Source organism: Mycolicibacterium moriokaense (assembly GCF_010726085.1).
GTDB lineage: Bacteria > Actinomycetota > Actinomycetes > Mycobacteriales > Mycobacteriaceae > Mycobacterium > Mycobacterium moriokaense.
Genome location: NZ_AP022560.1, coordinates 1562645 through 1581615 on the forward strand (window position 1 = coordinate 1562645; position 18971 = coordinate 1581615).

At 67.0% G+C, this 18971-nt stretch carries 21 protein-coding genes, 1 tRNA gene and 1 pseudogene; 6 read left to right on the forward strand and 17 right to left on the reverse strand.

What is annotated here, in order from left to right; translation table 11 throughout:
• Positions 1-2: 2 nt before the first annotated feature.
• The 3 genes from G6N43_RS07665 to G6N43_RS07675 are packed head-to-tail and all read right to left on the reverse strand — an operon-like array spanning position 3 to position 3622.
• Positions 3-890 carry a winged helix-turn-helix transcriptional regulator gene (locus tag G6N43_RS07665; protein WP_179967983.1) on the reverse strand — a complete coding sequence of 296 codons (888 nt, stop codon included), beginning with the start codon at positions 888-890 and terminating at the stop codon, positions 3-5.
• Positions 891-2420, reverse strand: coding sequence for a carotenoid oxygenase family protein (locus tag G6N43_RS07670; RefSeq protein ID WP_083149084.1), 1530 nt, complete (start codon positions 2418-2420; stop codon positions 891-893).
• Positions 2417-3622: an acetyl-CoA acetyltransferase gene (locus G6N43_RS07675; RefSeq protein WP_083149083.1), complete on the reverse strand. Its 1206-nt coding sequence runs from the start codon at positions 3620-3622 to the stop codon at positions 2417-2419. Before G6N43_RS07675 ends, G6N43_RS07670 begins: the two co-directional genes overlap by 4 nt.
• 198 nt (positions 3623-3820) lie before the next feature.
• On the opposite strand from G6N43_RS07675, the gene G6N43_RS07680 reads away from it, so the two are divergent.
• Together G6N43_RS07680 and G6N43_RS07685 are read left to right on the forward strand one after the other, a co-directional pair.
• Positions 3821-4510 (forward strand): GAF and ANTAR domain-containing protein, encoded by a 690-nt coding sequence (locus G6N43_RS07680; RefSeq protein WP_083149082.1) that lies wholly within the window; start codon positions 3821-3823, stop codon positions 4508-4510.
• A gap of 26 nt (positions 4511-4536) precedes the next feature.
• Entirely contained in the window at positions 4537-5199 is a 663-nt protein-coding gene (locus tag G6N43_RS07685; protein ID WP_083149081.1) for a DUF6766 family protein, read from the forward strand.
• Positions 5200-5268: 69 nt separating this feature from the next.
• On the opposite strand, the gene G6N43_RS07690 is transcribed toward G6N43_RS07685, so the two are convergent.
• A tRNA-Arg gene (locus G6N43_RS07690) sits at positions 5269-5341 on the reverse strand.
• Positions 5342-5470: 129 nt separating this feature from the next.
• On the opposite strand from G6N43_RS07690, the gene G6N43_RS07695 reads away from it, so the two are divergent.
• Genes G6N43_RS07695 through G6N43_RS07705 form a run of 3 tightly spaced genes read left to right on the forward strand, consistent with a single transcriptional unit; the run spans position 5471 to position 7052 of the window.
• Positions 5471-6187 carry a hypothetical protein gene (locus G6N43_RS07695; RefSeq protein ID WP_308206505.1) on the forward strand — a complete coding sequence of 239 codons (717 nt, stop codon included), beginning with the start codon at positions 5471-5473 and terminating at the stop codon, positions 6185-6187.
• Complete coding sequence (locus tag G6N43_RS07700) at positions 6184-6774, forward strand: cytochrome c oxidase subunit 3 (RefSeq protein WP_083149080.1); 591 nt, start codon at positions 6184-6186, stop codon at positions 6772-6774. The genes G6N43_RS07695 and G6N43_RS07700 overlap by 4 nt, the downstream gene beginning before the upstream one ends.
• The gene (locus G6N43_RS07705) at positions 6774-7052 is read left to right on the forward strand and encodes a cytochrome C oxidase subunit IV family protein (RefSeq protein ID WP_083149079.1); all 279 of its coding nucleotides are present in this window, start codon (positions 6774-6776) and stop codon (positions 7050-7052) included. The genes G6N43_RS07700 and G6N43_RS07705 overlap by 1 nt, the downstream gene beginning before the upstream one ends.
• A gap of 8 nt (positions 7053-7060) precedes the next feature.
• Here G6N43_RS07705 and G6N43_RS07710 read toward each other — a convergent pair whose 3' ends face one another.
• Entirely contained in the window at positions 7061-7882 is an 822-nt protein-coding gene (locus G6N43_RS07710) for a TIGR03621 family F420-dependent LLM class oxidoreductase (protein ID WP_083149078.1), read from the reverse strand.
• 147 nt (positions 7883-8029) lie between these two features.
• On the opposite strand from G6N43_RS07710, the gene G6N43_RS07715 reads away from it, so the two are divergent.
• Positions 8030-9133: a glutamate--cysteine ligase gene (locus tag G6N43_RS07715; protein WP_083149077.1), complete on the forward strand. Its 1104-nt coding sequence runs from the start codon at positions 8030-8032 to the stop codon at positions 9131-9133.
• Here G6N43_RS07715 and G6N43_RS07720 read toward each other — a convergent pair.
• The 12 genes and pseudogenes from G6N43_RS07720 to G6N43_RS07775 all read right to left on the reverse strand — a co-directional run bounded on the left by G6N43_RS07720 (position 9126) and on the right by G6N43_RS07775 (position 18970).
• Positions 9126-9836, reverse strand: a complete 711-nt coding sequence (locus tag G6N43_RS07720; RefSeq protein ID WP_083149076.1) for an anti-sigma factor — start codon at positions 9834-9836, stop codon at positions 9126-9128. The two genes, G6N43_RS07715 and G6N43_RS07720, sit on opposite strands and share 8 nt — an antisense overlap.
• Positions 9833-10414 carry a sigma-70 family RNA polymerase sigma factor gene (locus G6N43_RS07725; RefSeq protein WP_083149075.1) on the reverse strand — a complete coding sequence of 194 codons (582 nt, stop codon included), beginning with the start codon at positions 10412-10414 and terminating at the stop codon, positions 9833-9835. The genes G6N43_RS07720 and G6N43_RS07725 overlap by 4 nt, the downstream gene beginning before the upstream one ends.
• Positions 10411-11190, reverse strand: coding sequence for a DUF1295 domain-containing protein (locus G6N43_RS07730; RefSeq protein ID WP_083149074.1), 780 nt, complete (start codon positions 11188-11190; stop codon positions 10411-10413). Before G6N43_RS07730 ends, G6N43_RS07725 begins: the two co-directional genes overlap by 4 nt.
• The gene (locus G6N43_RS07735; protein WP_083149073.1) at positions 11178-12461 is read right to left on the reverse strand and encodes a class I SAM-dependent methyltransferase; all 1284 of its coding nucleotides are present in this window, start codon (positions 12459-12461) and stop codon (positions 11178-11180) included. Before G6N43_RS07735 ends, G6N43_RS07730 begins: the two co-directional genes overlap by 13 nt.
• Positions 12458-13198 (reverse strand): DUF1365 domain-containing protein, encoded by a 741-nt coding sequence (locus tag G6N43_RS07740; RefSeq protein ID WP_083149072.1) that lies wholly within the window; start codon positions 13196-13198, stop codon positions 12458-12460. Before G6N43_RS07740 ends, G6N43_RS07735 begins: the two co-directional genes overlap by 4 nt.
• On the reverse strand, positions 13192-14478 hold the full coding sequence (locus tag G6N43_RS07745; protein ID WP_083149211.1) for an NAD(P)/FAD-dependent oxidoreductase: 1287 nt from the start codon (positions 14476-14478) through the stop codon (positions 13192-13194). Before G6N43_RS07745 ends, G6N43_RS07740 begins: the two co-directional genes overlap by 7 nt.
• 45 nt (positions 14479-14523) lie before the next feature.
• The gene (locus G6N43_RS07750) at positions 14524-15588 is read right to left on the reverse strand and encodes a poly-gamma-glutamate hydrolase family protein (protein WP_083149071.1); all 1065 of its coding nucleotides are present in this window, start codon (positions 15586-15588) and stop codon (positions 14524-14526) included.
• Entirely contained in the window at positions 15589-16776 is a 1188-nt protein-coding gene (locus G6N43_RS07755) for an Nramp family divalent metal transporter (RefSeq protein WP_234809980.1), read from the reverse strand.
• A gap of 145 nt (positions 16777-16921) precedes the next feature.
• Entirely contained in the window at positions 16922-17164 is a 243-nt protein-coding gene (locus tag G6N43_RS07760; protein WP_083149070.1) for a hypothetical protein, read from the reverse strand.
• Between the two features lie 31 nt (positions 17165-17195).
• Positions 17196-17438, reverse strand: a complete 243-nt coding sequence (locus tag G6N43_RS07765) for a hypothetical protein (RefSeq protein WP_234809976.1) — start codon at positions 17436-17438, stop codon at positions 17196-17198.
• A 106-nt stretch (positions 17439-17544) separates the two neighbouring features.
• Positions 17545-17859: a hypothetical protein gene (locus G6N43_RS07770; RefSeq protein WP_083149068.1), complete on the reverse strand. Its 315-nt coding sequence runs from the start codon at positions 17857-17859 to the stop codon at positions 17545-17547.
• Between the two features lie 33 nt (positions 17860-17892).
• Positions 17893-18970: pseudogene (locus G6N43_RS07775) on the reverse strand (NAD(P)H-dependent amine dehydrogenase family protein).
• Between the last annotated feature and the right edge of the window lies 1 nt (position 18971).

The following is an 18971-nucleotide window of genomic DNA, read 5'->3' on the forward strand; positions in this document are numbered from 1 at the left end:
GGCTAAATTTGCACCGCTTCGACGCTTGAACCCTGCAGCGGCGCCGCGCACTGATCGCACGTCAGGACCAACTCGAAGGGGTCGCCGCACGGCGTGTGGGTGAGGGTCACCGCTGGCCCTTCGGGCGCCTGATACCACCGCTGCGCCCACGCCAGGGCGGTCACCAGGACCGGGAACAGCGCGCGGCCCTTCTCGGTCAGTTGGTACCTGTTGTTCGACATCGCGAACACCCCGTTCGCGGTGAAGATCGACAGCCGGTCGGCGATCGACCCGGGCGGGGCGCCGAGCTGGGTCTGGAAATCGGTGAACCGGCTCATCCCGACGAACGCCGCGACCAGGAGTGCGAAACCCCAGCGGTTGCCCATGATGCTCATCGTCTGCGGGAACAGTCCGGCCGCCGGGTCGGACTCGGAGCGCCGCCGCGTCGTCGCCACCGGGATCGAGCGCGACCACGAGCCACTCGGCCCCCATTGTGCGACAACGCCTTTCTCGTTCGCCGGCTCACCGCACGAACCGCACATGACGACCGGGGTGAAGTCGCCGCCGCACGCGGTGTGGTGCATGGCGGGTAGGGGATCGACGTGCTCGGGCACCCAGTGGCGCTCCCATTCCCAGATCGACACCAGCACCGGCCACAGCGACCGGCATCGCTCCGTGGGGATGTACTCCGACCGCCGCGGCTTCGACTGGTAGGACCGACGTTCGAGCAGCCCCTCGTCGGTCAGCGAGCGCAGCCGTGCGGTGAGCACCGAGTTCGAGATGGGCAGGCACGTACGGAAATCGCCGTATCGGGTGGCCCCGAGCAGGGCCTGCTGGATGACCAGCAGCGTCCATTCGTCGCCGAGCAGGCCCAACATCCGCGCGACGGCGTTGGGACCCGGCTCGGTCATCTACAGGCCGATCGCGCCGGCCGCATTGTCGGCGTCTCGCCAGCGTCGCAGCTCCGAACCCGAAGCCCAGGTGGAGTGCGTTCCGCTGGAGATCCGTTCCGGCAGTGCGAGTTTGCACACCGGACCGTCACCAACCCGGGCCGCGTCGAACACCAGGCAGTACGACGCGTCGGTGTTCATGTCGGTGGTCAGCGTCACCAGGTAGCCGTCGTCTTCTGCGCTGCTGCCGACGCGCGGCGCCATCGCGGTCTCACTGCCGTAGACCCCGTCGCCGAAGGCGAACCGTTCCTCGGCACCGGTGTGCAGGTCGTGCTTGACCAGCCCGTCGAACAGGAACCAGCCCGGCTTGCCCGTCGCGGCGTAGGCGTAGCGGTACTTGCCGCCCGCGTAGCCGCCGTTGATCATCCCGAATTCGGTGATGGAGTCCGACAATTGCTCCTCGCGCGTCTCGCCGGTGACGAGGTTGAACCGCCAGCGGTGCAGCCGGGTCTGCAATCCGTCGAGGGACAGGTACCGGAACATCTTCTGGTACATGTTGCCGGTGCCTACCGGCGTGGGATCGCCCTGGAAGAACCCGTCGAGCACGATCTCGTCGCCGTCCTCGTAGGCGTTGGTGAAGTGCAGCACGAAGGTCGGGTCGGCCTCGAACCACCGGATGTCCTCTGGTCCGCCGCGGCGCGGGATGACCGCGAACCGTGACGGCATGTCGCGGTGGAAGCCGGGCAGGTGGACGTTGGCTTCCAGCAGCTTGGGGTCCCAGAACAGCGGGAAGTCGTTGAGGATGGCGTAGTTCTCGGTGAACGCCATGTCGTGGGGGAGTCGCGGGCCCGGCAGCGGAACGTCGGTGAGGTGCACCAGATTATCGGCCTCGTCGACGACGCCGTAGCGCATGTACGGCGCCTCCTTGCTGTAGGAGAAGAACAGCAGTTCGCCCGTGCGGTCGTCGACCTTCGGGTGAGCCGACACCCCCCAGTCGAATGGGAAGCCGCCGTTGAAATTCTCCTTGCCGAGGTTGTTCCCGGAGAACGGGTCGACGCGGTAGAGGTCGCCGCACTGGTAGTGGCTGGTGAGGGCGGTGCCTCGGTGGACGATGACGTCGGTGCTCGACGCGTCCTTCATCAACGTCCTTGCGCCCCAGCCGTAGTCGCGCTTGGCGATCTGGACGGGCTCGGCCAGGCCCGGCCACAGCGGGCCGCCCTCCTCGTTCTCCGCGATGAAGCCGTCGGTTTGGACGAACCTGTTGCGGTAGAACGCTTTCCCGTCCCGGAAGCCGACGATGTGCACCATGCCGTCCCCGTCGAACGGGTGGTAGAACTTCAGCGCGGGATGCAGCGGGTTCTCGGTGTTACGCAGATACACGCCGTCGAGGTCATGCGGGATCTCGCCCTCGACGGCCTGTAGGTCGTCGGCGTCCCACTCGGTGGTCTGGGGGCGCCACGGCCCGGTGCGGTAGGGGTGGTCGTCATCCTCGGGCAAGGTGGACAGGTACTTGCCGACGACCTCGACATTGGCTCCCAAACCTGAAGTCATTTCACTCCTCGTACGACGAAACTGACGGTGGTGGCGGTGCTGCCGCCGAAGTTCAAGGTGCCAAACGTGTTTGCGCCCTCGACCTGGTAGTCGCCCGCGGTGCCGCTGACCTGTTTGGCGGCGTCGAGCAGCATCCGGATGCCGGTCGCGCCGACGGGATGGCCGCCGCCGATCAGGCCGCCGCTGGGGTTGATGGGCAGTCGGCCACCGATCTCGATCTCGTTGTTCTCGATCGCTTTCCACGATTCGCCGGGTCCGGTGAGGCCGATGTGGTCGATGGCGAGGTACTCGCTCGGGGTGAAGCAGTCGTGGACCTCGAAGCCGTCGACGCCGTCGAGGGTGACCTTGGCGCGGTCCAGCGCGTCGAGCACCGCCCGTCGCACGTGCGGCATGACGTACGGATCGTCGGCGGAGCGGTCGAGTTTCTGCTGCAGACCGAGACCGACGGTGCGGTGGCCCCAGCCGTCGACCCGCCCGATCGGACGCGCGTCGGGGTGGTCGCGCAACCAGTCGTCGGTGACGAGGACGATCCCGGCGGCGCCGTCGGTCATCTGGCTGCAGTCGAAGCGACGCAGCCGGCCTTCGACGATCGGGTTGGTGGCGTCGTCGTCGGTCAGCGGATCGGGCACCGTCCAATCGCGGGTCTGCGCGTTCGGGTTCCTGCGCGCGTTGGCGAAGTTGAGTTGGGCGATGGCGCGCAGATGCGTCGCGTCGATGCCGTAGCGCCGGTCGTATTCGGCGGCGACGTGGTCGAACATGTGCGGCCACATGTACTTGGCATCGGCGCCCTCGTGGTCGGTCCACGCGGCGGCGCCGAGGTACTGGGCGGCGGTGTCTCCGGGCACCGTCTTCTCCAGTTCGACGCCGACGACGAGCGCCGTCCGGTAGGCGCCGGAGCGCAGATCTGCGATGGCTGCGAGCGCGGCGATGCTGCCCGACGCGCATGCGGCTTCATGCCGCGAGGCGGGGGTGTCCCATAGTCCGCGGTTCACGGTGGCGGGCATGGCGCCGAGGTGTCCCTGCCGGGCGAACATCTCGCCGAATGCATTGCCCATGTGCACGACCTCGATGTCGGAGGCGTCCACCTTGGCCGCCGACAGCGTCGACTCGACGACCTCGCTGGTCAGGTCGGCGAAGTCGTGGCCTTCGCGGCTGCGGTTGCGGGCGAAATCGCTCTGATACCCGCCGAGAATCCAGACCATGGCCCTGACGGTACTACAACTAAGAGAGTGACTGAAGCCCCGCCGGTGGGGGATCGGCCCCGCCGGCTCGAGGTCTGAACCGACGGAACCTCGGCTGAGTTGGCGGTCGACCGCCACCCCAGCCTGCCTTGAACATGCCCACTCAGATGCATGACAAACGTTCGTGTACTGGACACCGGTAGTGGGAAGTCTGTAGCGATGGTCCCCATCCAGAGCCACGACCTCGCTCAGCGCATGGCTGAACTGGCGCGCACGGCCGCATCGCCTCGCAGCGTCGGGGAGGTTCTGTCCGATGTCACCGCGATGGCGCGGGAGCTGATACCCGGAGCTGACACCGCGGGCGTGTTGCTCATCGGCAGGAACGGAAAGTACGAATCCCTCGCCGGCACAGACGAGCTGCCGCACACACTCGACGATCTGCAGATGACGTTCGACGAAGGCCCGTGTGTGCAGGCCGCCGTCGGCGATCTGATCGTGCGCACCGAGGATTTCCGGATCGAGGAGCGGTGGCCCAAGTATTCACCCGCGGTTGTCGAACTCGGGGTGCTCAGCGGCCTGTCGGTCAAGCTGTACACCGCCGACCGCACCGCCGGAGCGCTGAACATGTTCGCGTTCAAGCCGCACGCTTTCGATGCCGAGGACGAAACCGTCGCGACCGTGCTCGCCGCGCACGCGGCGGCGGCGATTCTGGCGAGTCGCGAGGGCGAACAGTTGCAGTCCGCGCTGGCCACCAGGGACCGCATCGGCCAGGCGAAGGGCATCATCATGGAGCGCTACGGCGTGGACGAGCTACGGGCGTTCGACATGTTGAAACAGCTGTCCCAGGACAGCAACACCCGGCTCGTCGACGTGGCGCAACGGGTGATCGACACCAGGGGTTCTCATTGACGCGCGCCGCGCCGCATAGGCGGTCGATGCGGGACGTGGTCCGCGACAACGGACTACTACTGGCGTGCCTCGGCTTCTTCGCGGTGTTCTTCGTCGCCATGATCATCTCCGGTGCGGCGACATATAACGAGGAACAACTCGAACACGGCTCTTCAGACCAGCTGTCGGTGCTGCAGTACCTGACGACTGGACACTTCGTCGAGGCGACGTTCGAGAACTGGGAGTCGGAATTCCTGCAGATGGGGATGTACGTCGTCCTGACGGCTTTTCTCTTTCAGAAGGGGTCGTCCGAGTCGAAGCCGTTGCACAGAAACGCGCCTCAGGACGCCGACCCGCGCGATGCCGTCAAGCGCAATTCGCCCTGGCCCGTCAAGCGGGGTGGGTGGCCGTTGGCCGTCTACGAGAACTCGTTGGCCATCGCGTTCTTCGTGTTGTTCTTCGTTTCGTGGGCGTTGCATGCGCTCGGCGGCGCCAGCGCCTTCAACGAGGAGCAGATCCAGCACGGGCTGCCGGCCGTCTCGGTGTGGGGATATGTGACCACCGCGCAGTTCTGGTTCGAGTCGATGCAGAACTGGCAGAGCGAGTTCGTCGCCGTCGCGGCGATCATCGGGTTGTCGATCTTCTTGCGGCAGCGCGGATCTGCCGAGTCGAAGCCCGTGGCGGATCCGCACCGCGAAACGAGCGCCTGACTCCCGGCGATTTGTGTGCGTTTAGGAGCGCTGACCGCTCGCGAATGCACACAAATCGCCAGAAAAAAGCGCCCCCGGCAGGATTCGAACCTGCGACACCGGCTTTAGGAGAGCCGTGCTCTATCCCCTGAGCTACGAGGGCCTGACCGCTGGCAGCTTACCGTTTCACCGCGTGCGTCCCGGCCGGCCGGGGAATCGGTTTTGGCAATTTTGACAAAACGTGTCCCGAAACCGCCCCGACGAGCCGCCCCCGCCCAGTAGCCTCCCAGCCGTGGAGCTGAAGTTACAGCGCGTCGGCGCATGGTGCGGAACCGCGATGATCGTCCTTTACAGCGTGTGCTTTTCCGGCATCGCGAAACTCTTCCCGCCGATGTCCCCGACGGACACCGCCGAACAGACCGACGCATTCCTGACCACCGAAAATCTCTGGGTGCGCTTCGGGCTCGCGGGTGCGTTGCTCGCGGCCGCGCTCGCCCTGCCCTTCCACGCGGTGATCGTGCTGCGCCTTCGTCGCGCCGAGGGGCAATGGGGCATGCTCACGCTGACCCAGCTGCTCGCTGCCGCGATCTTCACCCCCGCGATGATGTTCTCGCTGATGGCGTTGGCGGCGGCGGCTTTTCGCGCCGGGCAGCGCGATCCGGAGATCACCCAGGCGTTCAGCGACTTCTTCTGGCTGTGGTTCATCGGCATCGTCGGCACCATCGTCATGCAGAACATCACGCTGGCGATCGCATCGTTCACCGACAAGAGCGATCCCCCGACGTTCCCGCGGTGGTACGGCTTCCTCAACCTCTGGGTCGCGATGCTGTCGCTGCCGGGCTGCGTCGTGGTGGCTATGAGCACCGGGCCCCTCGCCTGGAACGGCGTGTTCGCCTATTACCTGCCGGGGCTCGCGTTGATCGTCTGGATGATCGGCACCACCGTCGTGCTGCTGAAGTCGATCACGGCGCAGGAAGCCGCCGAAAGTCAGCTGGCCGCGGCGCAGTGACAGCGGCGTCGACGCTGCCGGGCGAACCCTCCGCCCGGCGGATTCCCGGCGAGTCCGGCACCTGGGTGTTCCTGTTCGGCGACATGCTGGTGTTCGGCGTCTTCTTCATCACCTTCATGGTCGAGCGGGCGAAGGCCCCCGACGTGTTCGACGTCGCGCGCACATCGCTGCACATCGGGGTCGGCGTCACCAACACCATCGTGCTGTTGACCAGCTCGCTGTGCGTCGTCGTCGCGCTCGGAGCCCTCCGTTCCGGCGCGAAATCCATTGCAAGCAACGCTGTTTCCGCGGCAATGGTGTTCGGCCTGGCGTTCATCGGGCTCAAGGTGTTCGAGTACGTCTCGCTGGCCAGTGCCGGCCACGGTCCCGGCGCCAACAACTTCTTCCTGTACTACTTCATCCTGACCGGGCTGCACCTGTTCCACGTGTGCGTCGGCATCGCGGTGCTGGTGGTACTGCGCGCCCAGACCCGGCGGCCGGAACTCAGCGCCACCCGGATGTCGGTCGTCGAGGGCGGCGCGTGCTTCTGGCATCTGGTGGATCTGTTGTGGATCTTCCTGTTCGCACTGCTGTATCTGGTGAGCTGATGAAGGGTCCCTCCGTGCTGCAGCTGGTCCGCAACCGGGCGGGCTTCTCCTGGCTGGTGCTCATTGCGGCGACGGTGCTGTCGTGGGCCGTCGGCGCCGAACACGGCACCGGTTCGATCGTGGCGGTCGTCGTGCTGGCGATCGCGGCGATCAAGGTGCGTCTCGTCGGCCTGGACTTCATGGAGCTGCGTCACGCGCCGATACCGTTGCGCGTGATGTTCGAGGCCTACTGCTTCATCATGTGGGCGGTGCTGTCGGGCCTGTACCTCTGGCTGTAAAGCTGTAGTCAGCGCAGTTCCTCGATCACCTTCGCGAACACCTCACCGTGCTGCTGCTGCACGGTGATGTACGTGACGCCGTAGGTGTCGCGGAGCTCGCGGATCCGGTCGGCGATGTCCTTGGGTGTGCCGGAGAACACCGCGGGCGTGCGCAGCATCTCGTCCTCGGACAGCTCGGGCAGGAAGCGTCGCACGAGCGACAGGTCGGGGACCCCCGAGTTGTCGGTGGGCAGGGCGATCACCGACAGGTTCAGTTCCAGCTCGTCGAAGCGATCGCCCGCCGCGTCGCGGATGAATCCGATGCGGTCGGCGAGCGGATCGCCGTCCGGTCCGATCGGGGCGCCGCCCGTCAGCCCGATGATGTTCGCCCGCTGCGCGGCGAGGGTCAGCAGCTTGTTGCCGTTGCCGGCGATGAGGATCGGCACGTCGGGGGCGTGCTCGTTCATGTGCTCGGTGACGTGTCGCAGCCACTCGACCCGCTGGCCCGCGGTCGGATACGGCAACTCGGCCTGCTCGAACTCGTCCTTGACGTATCCCGCGCCGAGACCAAGGTCGAAGCGTCCCCCGCTGAGGTCGCGCAGCGTTGTGACGTCGCGGGCCAGCAGCGCGGGCCGGTAGAAGCCGGCGTTGAGAACGAACGTGCCGACCCGCAGCTTCTCGGTCGCCATGGCCATCGCCGTCATCATCGGGAACGGCGCAGTCGTGTAGAGGTGGTCGGCCATGTGGATGATGTCGTAGCCCATGCCCTCCGCACGGCGCGCCCAGTCCTGGACGGACTTTTGACGACGTGCGGCCTGCAGCCCGACACCGAACCGGAAATCTCTGACCATCAGCCGATAGTAGGAGTTTTGCGGGCCATGTTTAGGAGATGTCGGTGGCGGGCATGATTTCTGCCGCCGACCTACCACCTAAGGACTTTGCAGCCGATCCGGTCCGTCGTGAGCCCGTCTCCGACGGGCCGGATCAATTTTCAGCCCATGGCCACTCATCCCACCATCGGTGTCGAAGAGGAATTCCTCCTCACCGACCCCTCCTGCGGAGAACCGGTCGCCGTCAACAAGACGGTCGCCGGTGAGGCGGCCGAACGCGGAGTGAAACTGCAGCTCGAGCTGACCAGTTGTCAGGTCGAGACCGCCACCGACGTCGTCGGCGGCACCTCGGAACTCGCCGATCAGCTGCACAGACTGCGTCGTATCGCAGCGGAGGCCGCCGAAGCCGCCGGTGCCCGGCTACTTGCCGTCGGGCTCCCACCCACGGTGCCGCACGAGTTCCCCATCACCGACACACCGCGGTATCGCGAGATCGCCGACAAGTTCGGGATGATCGCGCACGAGCAGGGCATCTGCGGCGCCCATGTACACGTCGCCGTGCCCAGCCGCGAGGCCGCGATACGCGTCAGCAATCGGCTGCGGCCATGGCTGCCGCTGCTGCTGGCGCTGACCGCGAACTCCGCGGTGTACCGCAACACCGACACCGGATACGCCAGCTGGCGCAGTGTGCTGTGGGCACGATGGCCGAGCGCCGGCCCGCCGCCCGAGTTCGACTCCGTCGACGAGTACGACGCCGTCGTGCACATGCTGCAACACGCGGGCGCGATCCTCGACGACGGCATGGTCTATTGGGACGTGCGCCCCTCGGCCAACTTTCCGACCATCGAGGTGCGCGTCGCCGACGTACCCGCGACCGTGGCCGAGACGGTGTTGTTGGCCGCGCTCGTCCGCGCGGCGGTGATGACGGCGCTCGACGACGAGGCACACCGCGAGCCGATGCCGACGCTGACCCCGCACGCATTGCGGGCCGCGTACTGGCGAGCGGCACGCGACGGCCTCGACGGCGAAGCTCTCGATCTCGTCGAAAGCCACGAAAGCGCCCCCGCGCGAACACTGTTGGGCCGCATGGTCGAGCACGTACGGCCCGCGCTGGAGGCCGTCGGCGACTACGAGTTGGTCACCGGCGAGCTGGACCGCATCGCCGGGCAGGGCAACGGGGCGATGCGGCAGCGACGGGCGTGGCAGCGACGCCACGACGTCGACGACGTGATCGCCGAGGCGGCCGCCGCGACGCTGGACGGGGTCAGGTGAGTCGCAACGCCGCGAAGGGTTCGGTGGTGGGCTGTGGGGATCCGCCCGGGGGTTCGACGGTGAACGCCAGCGTGCTCGACCCGTCGAGATCCGGCAGTACCGCCGTGGTCGACGGCGCCACCGCCTGGGCGTCCATCGTGCCCGCGGAATGCGGTCCCTCGTCGTTGATCAACCACATCTGATAGACGGTGCCGGTCTGCGGCGGCGGGACATTGTTCATCACGAGCACGCCCGCGTTCTTCTCACGCGAGAACACCACCGTCGCGGTGCCGCCGCCGGGGATGTCGCCGAAGACGGTGCGCACGTCCGGCGCCGCGAAGACCTGCTCGGCGGTGGACGCCGGCGGTGCCGGGCGCAGCGCCAGTCCGACGCCGAGCGCACCGAGTCCGATGACGACCGCGGCCGCGGCGGCCAGAATCGTCGCGCGCCACGGCCTGGGCTTCGGCCGCAGCGTTACGACCGGGGCGGCGCTGACACCGCGCAGCACCCGGTCGCGCAGTTCGTCGGGGGGTTCGATTGCGGTGGCGGCCGAGATCACCGCCATGGTTTCGCGGACCGCCCGCACCTCGTCGTCGAAGGCCCGCGCGACCTCGGGCGGGGCGGCTGCGATGCGGCGCTCGATGTCGGCGCGCTCGGCCTCGGGTATCGCGTGCAGCGCGTATGGCGTCGCGAGGGCGATCAGGTCGTCAGTCGGTTGCGTCATGACAGCCCCAAACAACGGCGTAGGCCGCGAATGGCGTCGCGCATCCGGGATTTGATCGTCGCGAGGTTGGCCGACAGGCGCTCAGAGACCTGGACGTAGGTCAGGCCGTCGTAGTAGGCGAGCTGGATGGCCTCGCGCTGGGTGTCGGTCAGCGAGCCGAGACAGTCGGCGACCTGCTGTCGCTCCTCCCGCAGCAGCACCGCGTCGGCGACCTGGTCGGATGGTAGTTCGACGTTGGCGGCACCGTAGCGGGACTCACGCTGGCTGCCGGCCTGCTCGGAGCGCACGCGGTCCACCGCTCGCCGGTGGGCCAGGGTCAGCAGCCACGACAACGGCGATCCCGCGGCGGGGTTGTACGCGTCCGCGGTGCGCCACACCTGCAGGTAGATGTCCTGCGTGGTTTCCTCGCTGTAGCCGGGATCGCGCAGCACCCGGGTGACCAGGCCGAATACCCGCGCACGGGTCTGGTCGTAGAACGTCGCGAACGCGTCGACGTCCTGCTGGGCCACCCGACGCAGCAGCTGGTCGAGGTCCGTGGTCACAGGTCGTAGCCTATCGACCGCCGTCGGCACCGTCACGGTAATCGTGATCTGGGCGGAAACGGGACGAAAAACGAAGTACGGGAACGGTATTCGCCGAATCCGGGTCGGTTGGCCATGTACTTCTCGGTGAGCCGGGCGCCGGTGGCGTACACCAGGAAGTACGTCATCAGCACCGGCGACAACACCGTGGTCAACGAGATCGGACCCGCGATGCTCGCCAGCCACAGCCCCCACCACACGCAGGCGTCGCCGAAATAGTTCGGGTGCCTGGTCCACGCCCACAGTCCGCGATCCATGATGACGCCCTTGTTGGCGGGGTCGGCCTTGAACCGGCGCAACTGGTGATCGCCGACGGCCTCGAATAACAGACCGACGGTCCACAGCGTGACACCGGCGATCAGCAGCAGGGGTAGCGGCGTCGGCCCGAGGACGGCCGAAAGTTGCAGCGGCAGAGAGACAAACCACGTCGCCGCGGCCTGGATCACGAATACCTTGCGGATGACGTGACCCGCCGAGAAGTCGCCGCGCAGCAGGTCCCGGTAGCGCGGATCTTCGCCCTTGCCAGCCGATTTGACGATCATGTGCCAGGCCAGCCGCAAGCCCCACACCGCGACGAGCGCGAGGAGCAGCAGCCGTCGGAACAGATCACCCGAGCCGAGGGCGGCGGCGACGGCGGCCACCGCGACGAAGCCGATCCCCCACGCGGTGTCGACGACGTTGTAGCGGCCGATGCGACGGCCGATCAGGAACGTCGTGCCGTGCACCACGACGAGGACGGCCAACGAGGCCGCGGTGACGACTAGGAATTCCATCGGGGCCGTCCTGACGGTGCGAATGTCCACTGATACACATCGAGATACCCGGACCGGAACCCGGCTTCGGAATACGCCAGGTAGAGCTCCCACATCCGGTGAAACACCTCGTCGAAACCCAACAACGCCACGGCATCACGTCGTGCCGTGAAGCGCTCCCGCCAGATGCGCAGCGTCTCGGCGTAGTGCGGTTGCAGCGAGACCATGTCGACCGTACGCAGCCGGGTGCTGGACTCGGTGATTCCGATGATCGCCTCGGTGGAGGGCAGGAGTCCGCCGGGGAAGATGTACTTCTGGATCCACGTGTGGGTCTTGCGGGTGGCCAGCATGCGCTCGTGCGGCATGGTGATGGCCTGAATCGCGACCCGGCCGCCCGGTGTCACCAGCCGGTCGAGGGTTTGAAAGTACTTGGGCCAGAACTGGTATCCGACCGCCTCGACCATCTCGACCGACAGCACGGCGTCATAGCGGCCCTCGACGTCGCGGTAGTCGCACAGGTCGATCTCCACCCGATCGGACACGCCCGCCTCGGCCACCCGCTGCCGGGCCAGTCGCTGCTGTTCGGCCGACAGGGTGACCGAACGGACCTGCGCCCCGCGCGCCGCGGCGCGGATGGACAGTTCACCCCAGCCGGTGCCGATTTCGAGCACCCGGGATCCGGGCCCGACGAGCGCGGTGTCGAGAAGCCGATCGATCTTCCGTCGCTGCGCGTCCGGCAGCGCCGTCTCGTCGGACGGCAGGGTGTCGAAGAGTGCGCTCGAGTACGTCATCGTCTCGTCGAGGAACTCGGCGAACAGCGCATTTGACAGATCGTAGTGCTCGGCGATGTTGCGCCGGGCCTGTTCGCGGTTGTTGTGCTGCGACGACGGTTGCCGTACAACGGCGAGCGGACGGAAACGTTGCAGGGCAGGGGGAATCAGCTCGCTCAGCCGCTTGCCGAACTCGGTGAGCAGGCCGACGAGGTCCGTGGAGCTCCAGTCGCCGGCCATATACGACTCGCCGAAGCCGATGAGCCCGTAGCGTCCGACCCGGCGAACCATCGCGCCGGGTCGGTGCACGACCATGGTCGGCAGGGTGGGGTCGGCGGCGCCGACGACGGTGCCGTCGGGGTAGACGACGCGAATCGGCAACCGTGCGGCTGCGCGGCGGAACAGCCGGTCCGCGATGGTTCCGGCGAGGCCGCTGAAGGACCCGCCGGGGATCTGTGCCACATCGGGCCATCGGTCGGAATCGATTGTGGCAGAGCGGGGTAGCGTCAGTTCGATGCTCACGACTGGGTGACTCTTTCTTTGTCGATGGATTCGCGAGGTACGACGGGAACTCGTCGCAGCCAGAGGGTGATGCCTTGGATTCGGATACCGAGCGCGCCCATCAGCGGCGCGACCGGCGCGGCGAGTTGCAGCCGCAGGATCTCGACGATGCCAGCACGCCGCCGGGTTCCGCGCATGGTGACGACGAATGCGGGTTGGTTCTCCCGGTGCAGCGAAATCCGCACGTCGAGGTTTTCGTCGGGCCGAGGGGCCGTCACGAGGTAGTAGCCGTCCACCGCGTTGAACGGCGAGACGTACAGCTGCTTCATGACGATGGCGGGGTGCTCGGTATCGGGTGGCAGCAGGTAGGCGTGGCGTCCGCCGTAGGTGTTGTGCACCTCGGCGATGATGTGCCGAAGTGTCCCGTCGGCGTCGTGGCACCAGTAGAGGCTCAGCGGGTTGAAAACATAGCCGAGTACGCGGGCCTGCAACAGCGCGGTGATCCGGCCGCCGCGCAGGTCGACACCGCGCTCAGCGAGGAACGCGTCGATGCGTTGCCGCAGAGTGTCATTCGGCTCGTCGGTGGCATCGAAGTGGTCGCGTGCGTCGAATCGGGCGAACGGGCACAGCCACCAGGGGAGTTGCGGTAGATCGTCGACGTCGACATACCAGCTGTATCCGCGGTGCTCGAAGTGGTGGTGCACCGGGGCACGACGGAGATGGGTGATCCGGGTGCGGTAGATGGCCGGGCTCAACATGTCAGTACCTCCAGTGCTGCGGCCGGCCATTCGGCGCCGAGGTGCTGCGCCGCCCGTAATCCCGACGCCGCACCGTCCTCGTGGAAACCCCAACCGTGGTAGGCGCCCGCAAACACGATGCGGTCGTCGTTCAATGTCGGTAAGAGTCGTTGGGCCGCAACGGAATCCGGCGTGTACATCGGATGGCTGTAGGTCATCTCGGCGAGCACGGTGGCCGGGTCGACACGGTCCTCGCCCCCGAGCGTGACGAGGAAGCGGGTGTCGCCGCCCAGGCGCATCAGTCGGGTGACGTCGTAGGTGATGAGCACCTGCTGGTTGTCTGAGGTGGCCAGGTAGTTCCACGATGCCCGGGCACGGCGATGTGTGGGCAGCACCGAGTCGTCGGTGTGCAGCTGCGCGTGGTTGGTGCTGTACCCGATTGCGCCGAGCACCGACCGCTCGACGGACGTCGGCTCGGCGAGCATCAGCAGCGCCTGGTCGGGATGCGTCGCGATGACGGCCGCGTCGAACAGTTGCGGTCCGTTGACGCAGCCGGACACCTCGACGCCGTCGGCTACCCGCCGCACGGAGCGCACCGCGGTGCCGAGGCGCACCTCGTCGATGACGTTGGCCACGGCGTCGACATAGGTGACGGACCCGCCGACCACCGTCCGCCAGGTTGGGGAGTTGAAGACGGAGAGCATCCCGTGGTGTTCCAGGAACACGAACAGGTAGCGGGCCGGATAGTGCAGCGACAGCCCCGGCGGCGACGACCACACCGCCGCGATCAGCGGTGTCATGAAGTGGTCGACGAAGTAGGACGAGAAGCCGTGGCGGGCGAGGAATTCGCCGACCGTCTCGTCGTCGCCGTCACTCTCGAGCAGGCGCAGCGCCGCCCGGTGAAAGCGTTTGACCTCGGCCAGCATGTACAGGTAGCGCGGACGGGTGAGTGACGACCACGACGGGAACAACCCGCCGAGTCCACGGGCGCCCGCATATTCCAGTCCGGTCGCATCGTCGCGGGCCGACATCGACATGTCGGTCTCGCGGGTCTCGATACCGAGCTCGTCGAACAGTCGGCACAGCGTCGGATAGGTGCGGTCGTTGTGGACCAGGAACGCCGAGTCGACGGCGACTATCTCGCCGTCGTCGCGCTGGATCTGGTGGGTGTGAGCGTGACCGCCGAGCCGGGTATCGGCCTCGTAGAGGGTCACGCGGTCGCGTAGTGCCAGCACATAGGCTGCGATCAGTCCGGATACGCCGCTACCGATGACAGCGACAGAGCGTTGGGAGGGATGCATGCGGTCCACATCCCCTATTCGGAGCCACGTGAACCCCGGATGGCTCTATGTCGAAGGCAGTTCCCAGGACCGCGCGGTGGCGACGAGCCCCTGCACCAACGCGGACGTCGCGGGGCAGAGGCCGTCGTCGCCGGGAAGCTGACTGCGCGGGCTGATACCGCGTATCCGTGGAGTGAGTTCGAGCTGTGCGCCACCCCCGCGCACGCGGTTCACCGGATTGTCGGGGTGCAGGCCGCGCAGCTCGCGGGGGATCGCGTCGATGTCGGTGACGACCTGATAGCCCGGCACCGTGACATGCCGCGCGAGGTGCTCGGCCAGCGCGCGATTGCGGCCGCCGGCGAGCAGTTGGGTGCTGCGGCCGATCCGGCCGTACCCGTGCAGCGACACCGCCACGTCGACATGATCGAGGAACTCCGCGAGCCGCTCGGATTCCGCCGCGTGATAGCGGGCCGACGGCAGATGGTGGCCGTAGTTCTCGGGATGGCGAACCACGTACAGCGAAGCGTCCGCTGCATCGGCGGCACGCTCGGCGATGACGTCCGTCGTCTGTTCCAAACCGCCGCCGTGGATCGCCATGAACCCGAACCGCGACCGCAGCGTCAATTCCTCGGTGACGCCCGGTTCGGCGAGGAGCTCCGAGAACGACTGTGGTGCAGGTGAACTCGGCTTGGGGGTGCTGTCGGGCCACTGGGCGGGATCCCATCGCCGCAGGAATTCGATCCACTTCTGCGGTAGACCGTGGTGGCGGGCGCCGTCGACGATGCGTTCCAGATAGCCCGGCCGCGGCGGCCCCGGCTCTACGCGATGATCGATGTACACCCACGCCTGATACGGCCCGTCATCGGTGTGCACGGTGAGCCGGTCGCGGCGATACCGCACCGGGACGCCTTCCGCGCTGTCGAGGGTGGCGAGGTCGTGATCGGTGAGCTGCCACAACACGCCGTGCACCTGCGAGCCGTCGAACGGTTCGACGGTCGCCACACCCCGTTCGTTGATCAGCCAGTCGTGGTCGGCCAGCATCGCGGGCCGCGGGTCGATCGCACCCGGGCACCGCCGCGCCATCTGTCGAACACAGAGGTTCGACCCGTAGGCGAAGTACGTATGCCGCATTCAGCCCTTCACGGTCAGGTAGATCAGCACCACGTTCAGCACAGTAATCAACGCGGCGACAATCCACCCGAAAGCGGTGGTCAGGCGGTGGTTGATGTCGTCGCCCATCAAGGCGCGGTCGCTGGTCAGACGCACCAGCGGGATCAGTGCGAACGGGATCCCGAACGACAGCACAACCTGGGACAACACCAGCGCGCGGCTCGCGTCGATGCCGACCGCCAGAACCGCGAGTGCGGGAACCAGGGTGATCAGCCGGCGCGCCACCATCGGGATGGAGACGTGCAGCAGGCCTTGCATGATCATGGCGCCGGCATAGGCACCGACCGACGACGACGCGAGACCCGACGCGAGCAGCCCGATAGCGAACAGCAACGCGACCGTCGGCCCCAACGCGCCTCCCACCGCGGCGTGCGCACCCTCGATCGAATCCGTGTTCTCCTGCCCCTGAAGGTTTGTCGCGGCGACGAGCAGCATCGCCAGGTTGACCGCGCCGGCCACCACCATCGCGACGCCGACGTCCCAGCGGGTCACGCGCAGCAGCATGCGGCGCATCGGACCCGGATCGGGGTGGCCGTGGCGGTCGCGCGCGAGGCCGGAGTGCAGATACACCGCATGCGGCATGACGGTCGCGCCGAGCATCGCCGCCGCCAGCAGCACGCTTTCCGTGCCTGCGAACTTCGGCACCAGCCCGGCGGCAACCTGGTCGACGGGCGGCGGTGAGACGAACAGGCTGGTGAGAAATCCGATCGCGATGACAAGCAGCAGGCCGGTGATGACGCGTTCGAACATCTGCTGGCCCCGGCGATCCTTGACCATCAGCAGCAGCAGCGAGACGGCTCCGGTGATCACACCGCCGGTCAGCAGGGGTAGATCGAAGAGCAGGTACAACGCGATCGCACCGCCCATCACCTCGGCGAGATCGGTTGCCATTGCGACTAATTCGGCTTGCAGCCAGTAGACCAGCCGGGTCCGACGTCGCATTCTGCCGCCGACGGCCTCGGGCAGCGACAGTCCGCTGACGAGCCCCAGCTTCGCCGAGAGGTACTGCACCAGGCACGCCATCGCGTTGGCCACCACAACGACCCAGACGAGCAGGAACCCGAACTGCGCGCCTGCGCTGACGTTCGCGGCGACGTTCCCGGGGTCGACGTACGCGATCGCGGCGACGAAAGCGGGACCGAGCAGCATCCAGCTCGGCCGTACCCGCACGTCAGCGCGCTGTGCCAACCAACCCACCTTCTATCGGACAAGCGAATAGAAAAGTTAGGTTAGCCGAAACCTCCCGCGGAGTGAACTAGCGGGGGTCTGCCTGTCTCTGCTGGGCTTGAAACCCTTACCAGCCCCAGCCGCCGATCCCGATGACCAGGCCGCCGCCCCAGAAGGGTCCCCAGTTGCCGTAGTTGTTGACCGGTTGGGGGGAGGTGACGATCTGGGCGCTGCCGTTGGTCTGGCACTGCGTTGTGGTCGGACCGACGTTGATGCATTCGGGCGCCGCCGAAGCGACTGGCGCGGCGGCGAACGCGCACACGCTCACCATCGCGAATAGCGTTGCGGCAGAACATGTTCTCAACCGCATGATGGGCCTCCTTAGGCCGCAGTAACGGTGGTCAGCGGCCGCCGTGGCCGCCGCCACCTCCGCCGCCACCGTGATAGCCGCCGAAGCCACCCATGATGAGAGCGGGGCCGTAGAACTCGTCGTCCCACGGATACAGATAGTCCGGCTCGGCCGGCGTGGCGTTGATCTGCACGTTGCCCGGCGTTGCGCATTCGGTCGTCGAACCGCCGAGCACCTCTGCGCCACCAGTATCGGTGCACTGGGGCAGTGTGGACCCGGTTTGGGCGCCCGCCATCGGTGCAGTGAATGCCGTACTTATGCAGACACCTGCGAAAAGCGTTGCGAGACAGCGAACTTGACGTCGCACGGGCGTCTCCTAGGCTGGGACGTCTAACCCCTCATCAGGGGAAGAAGAAGCCTTCGCCGCCGAACATGTCGCCCCACGGACCGACGTACTCCTGCTCGGCGGGCGTGGAGTTGATCTGCACGTTGCCTGGCGTTGCGCATTCGGTCGTTGAGCCGCCGAGAGCTTCGGCGCCACCGGTGTCGACACATTGTGGGAGGCCCGACGCGCGGGCCGGCTCCTGCGCTGGCGCGGGGGCAGGTTCAGGAGCCGGAGGCGCCGGTTGGGCGATGGCCGCGGGGGCCGTCAAGATCGCGGCTGCTGCTCCGGCAGCAACAAAGAGCGGAGTGATGTGTCGAAGCTTGGTCCGCATAGGCGCGCCCTTCTCTCTAAAGGTATCCCCGGCTTAGTGCACAGAGTACAGGCCTTTTCCGGTGATCAGCGGTAGGTCCAGCGTCGTCCGGATCCCGGGCGGAGCGGCGACGACCGCGGGGATCGCGTTGACGACGCGGGCGGCCGTCGCGACCAGTCCGGCGTGGTTGTGGTCGCCGTTGCGGCTGCTCAGGCAGAGGTCGAGGGCGTAGGAAGGTTCACCGGTGATCTCGATGCGGTAGGAGCCGCCTTCCTGCGCCGGTTGCGGCCAGTCGGGCCGCAGGCCGTTGCGCAACCGGGTGACGTGTTCCAGCACGACGGCGACGTTGCCGTCCTTGCGGCCCTGCACTTCGAACCGAAGCGCCGCCGCGGTGCCCTTCTTGATGTGACCGGACGCGATGTCGAAGTCGTCGGGTGCGGGCTCGCGAACGTACGTCTCGGTCACCTCGTCGAGTTCGATGCCCAAGCCCGCGGCCAACTGCCGCACCACCGACCCCCAGGCGAGACTCAGTACCCCGGGCTGCAAAAGCATCGGGAGATCGTCGAGGGGCCTGCCGAAACCCATGACGTCGAACATGACGGTGGCGCTGTCGTAGGTGTCGTAGTTGATGATTTCCATGCACCGGATCTGCTCGATGCTCTGGCAGGTTCCAGCGAGTGCGAGTGGCAGCAGGTCGTTGGCGAAGCCGGGATCGATGCCGTTGACGAAAACGCTGGAGTTGCCGGTCCGCGTCGCGTCCTCGATCGGCTTCACCAGTTCGTCGGGCAGCACCTGCCACGGGTATTGGAGGAACACCGCACTGCTGCCGACAACATTGACGCCCGCGGCGAGGATGCGTAGGTAGTCCTCGAGCGCCTCGGGCAGTCGGTTGTCGGCCATGGCGGTGTAGACCGCGCATTGCGGGTTGGTCGCCAGGACCGCGTCGAGGTCTGTGCTGGCGGTGATGCCCGTCGAGATGTCAAGTCCCGCAAGCTCTCCGGCGTCTGCACCGGCCTTGGAATCCGACGACAACCCATACGGCGGTGAGCTCGAACTGCGGATCCTTGATCAGCTGGGTCAGGGCGTGACGGCCGACGTTCCCGGTGCCGACCGCGGCGACTTTGATGCTCACC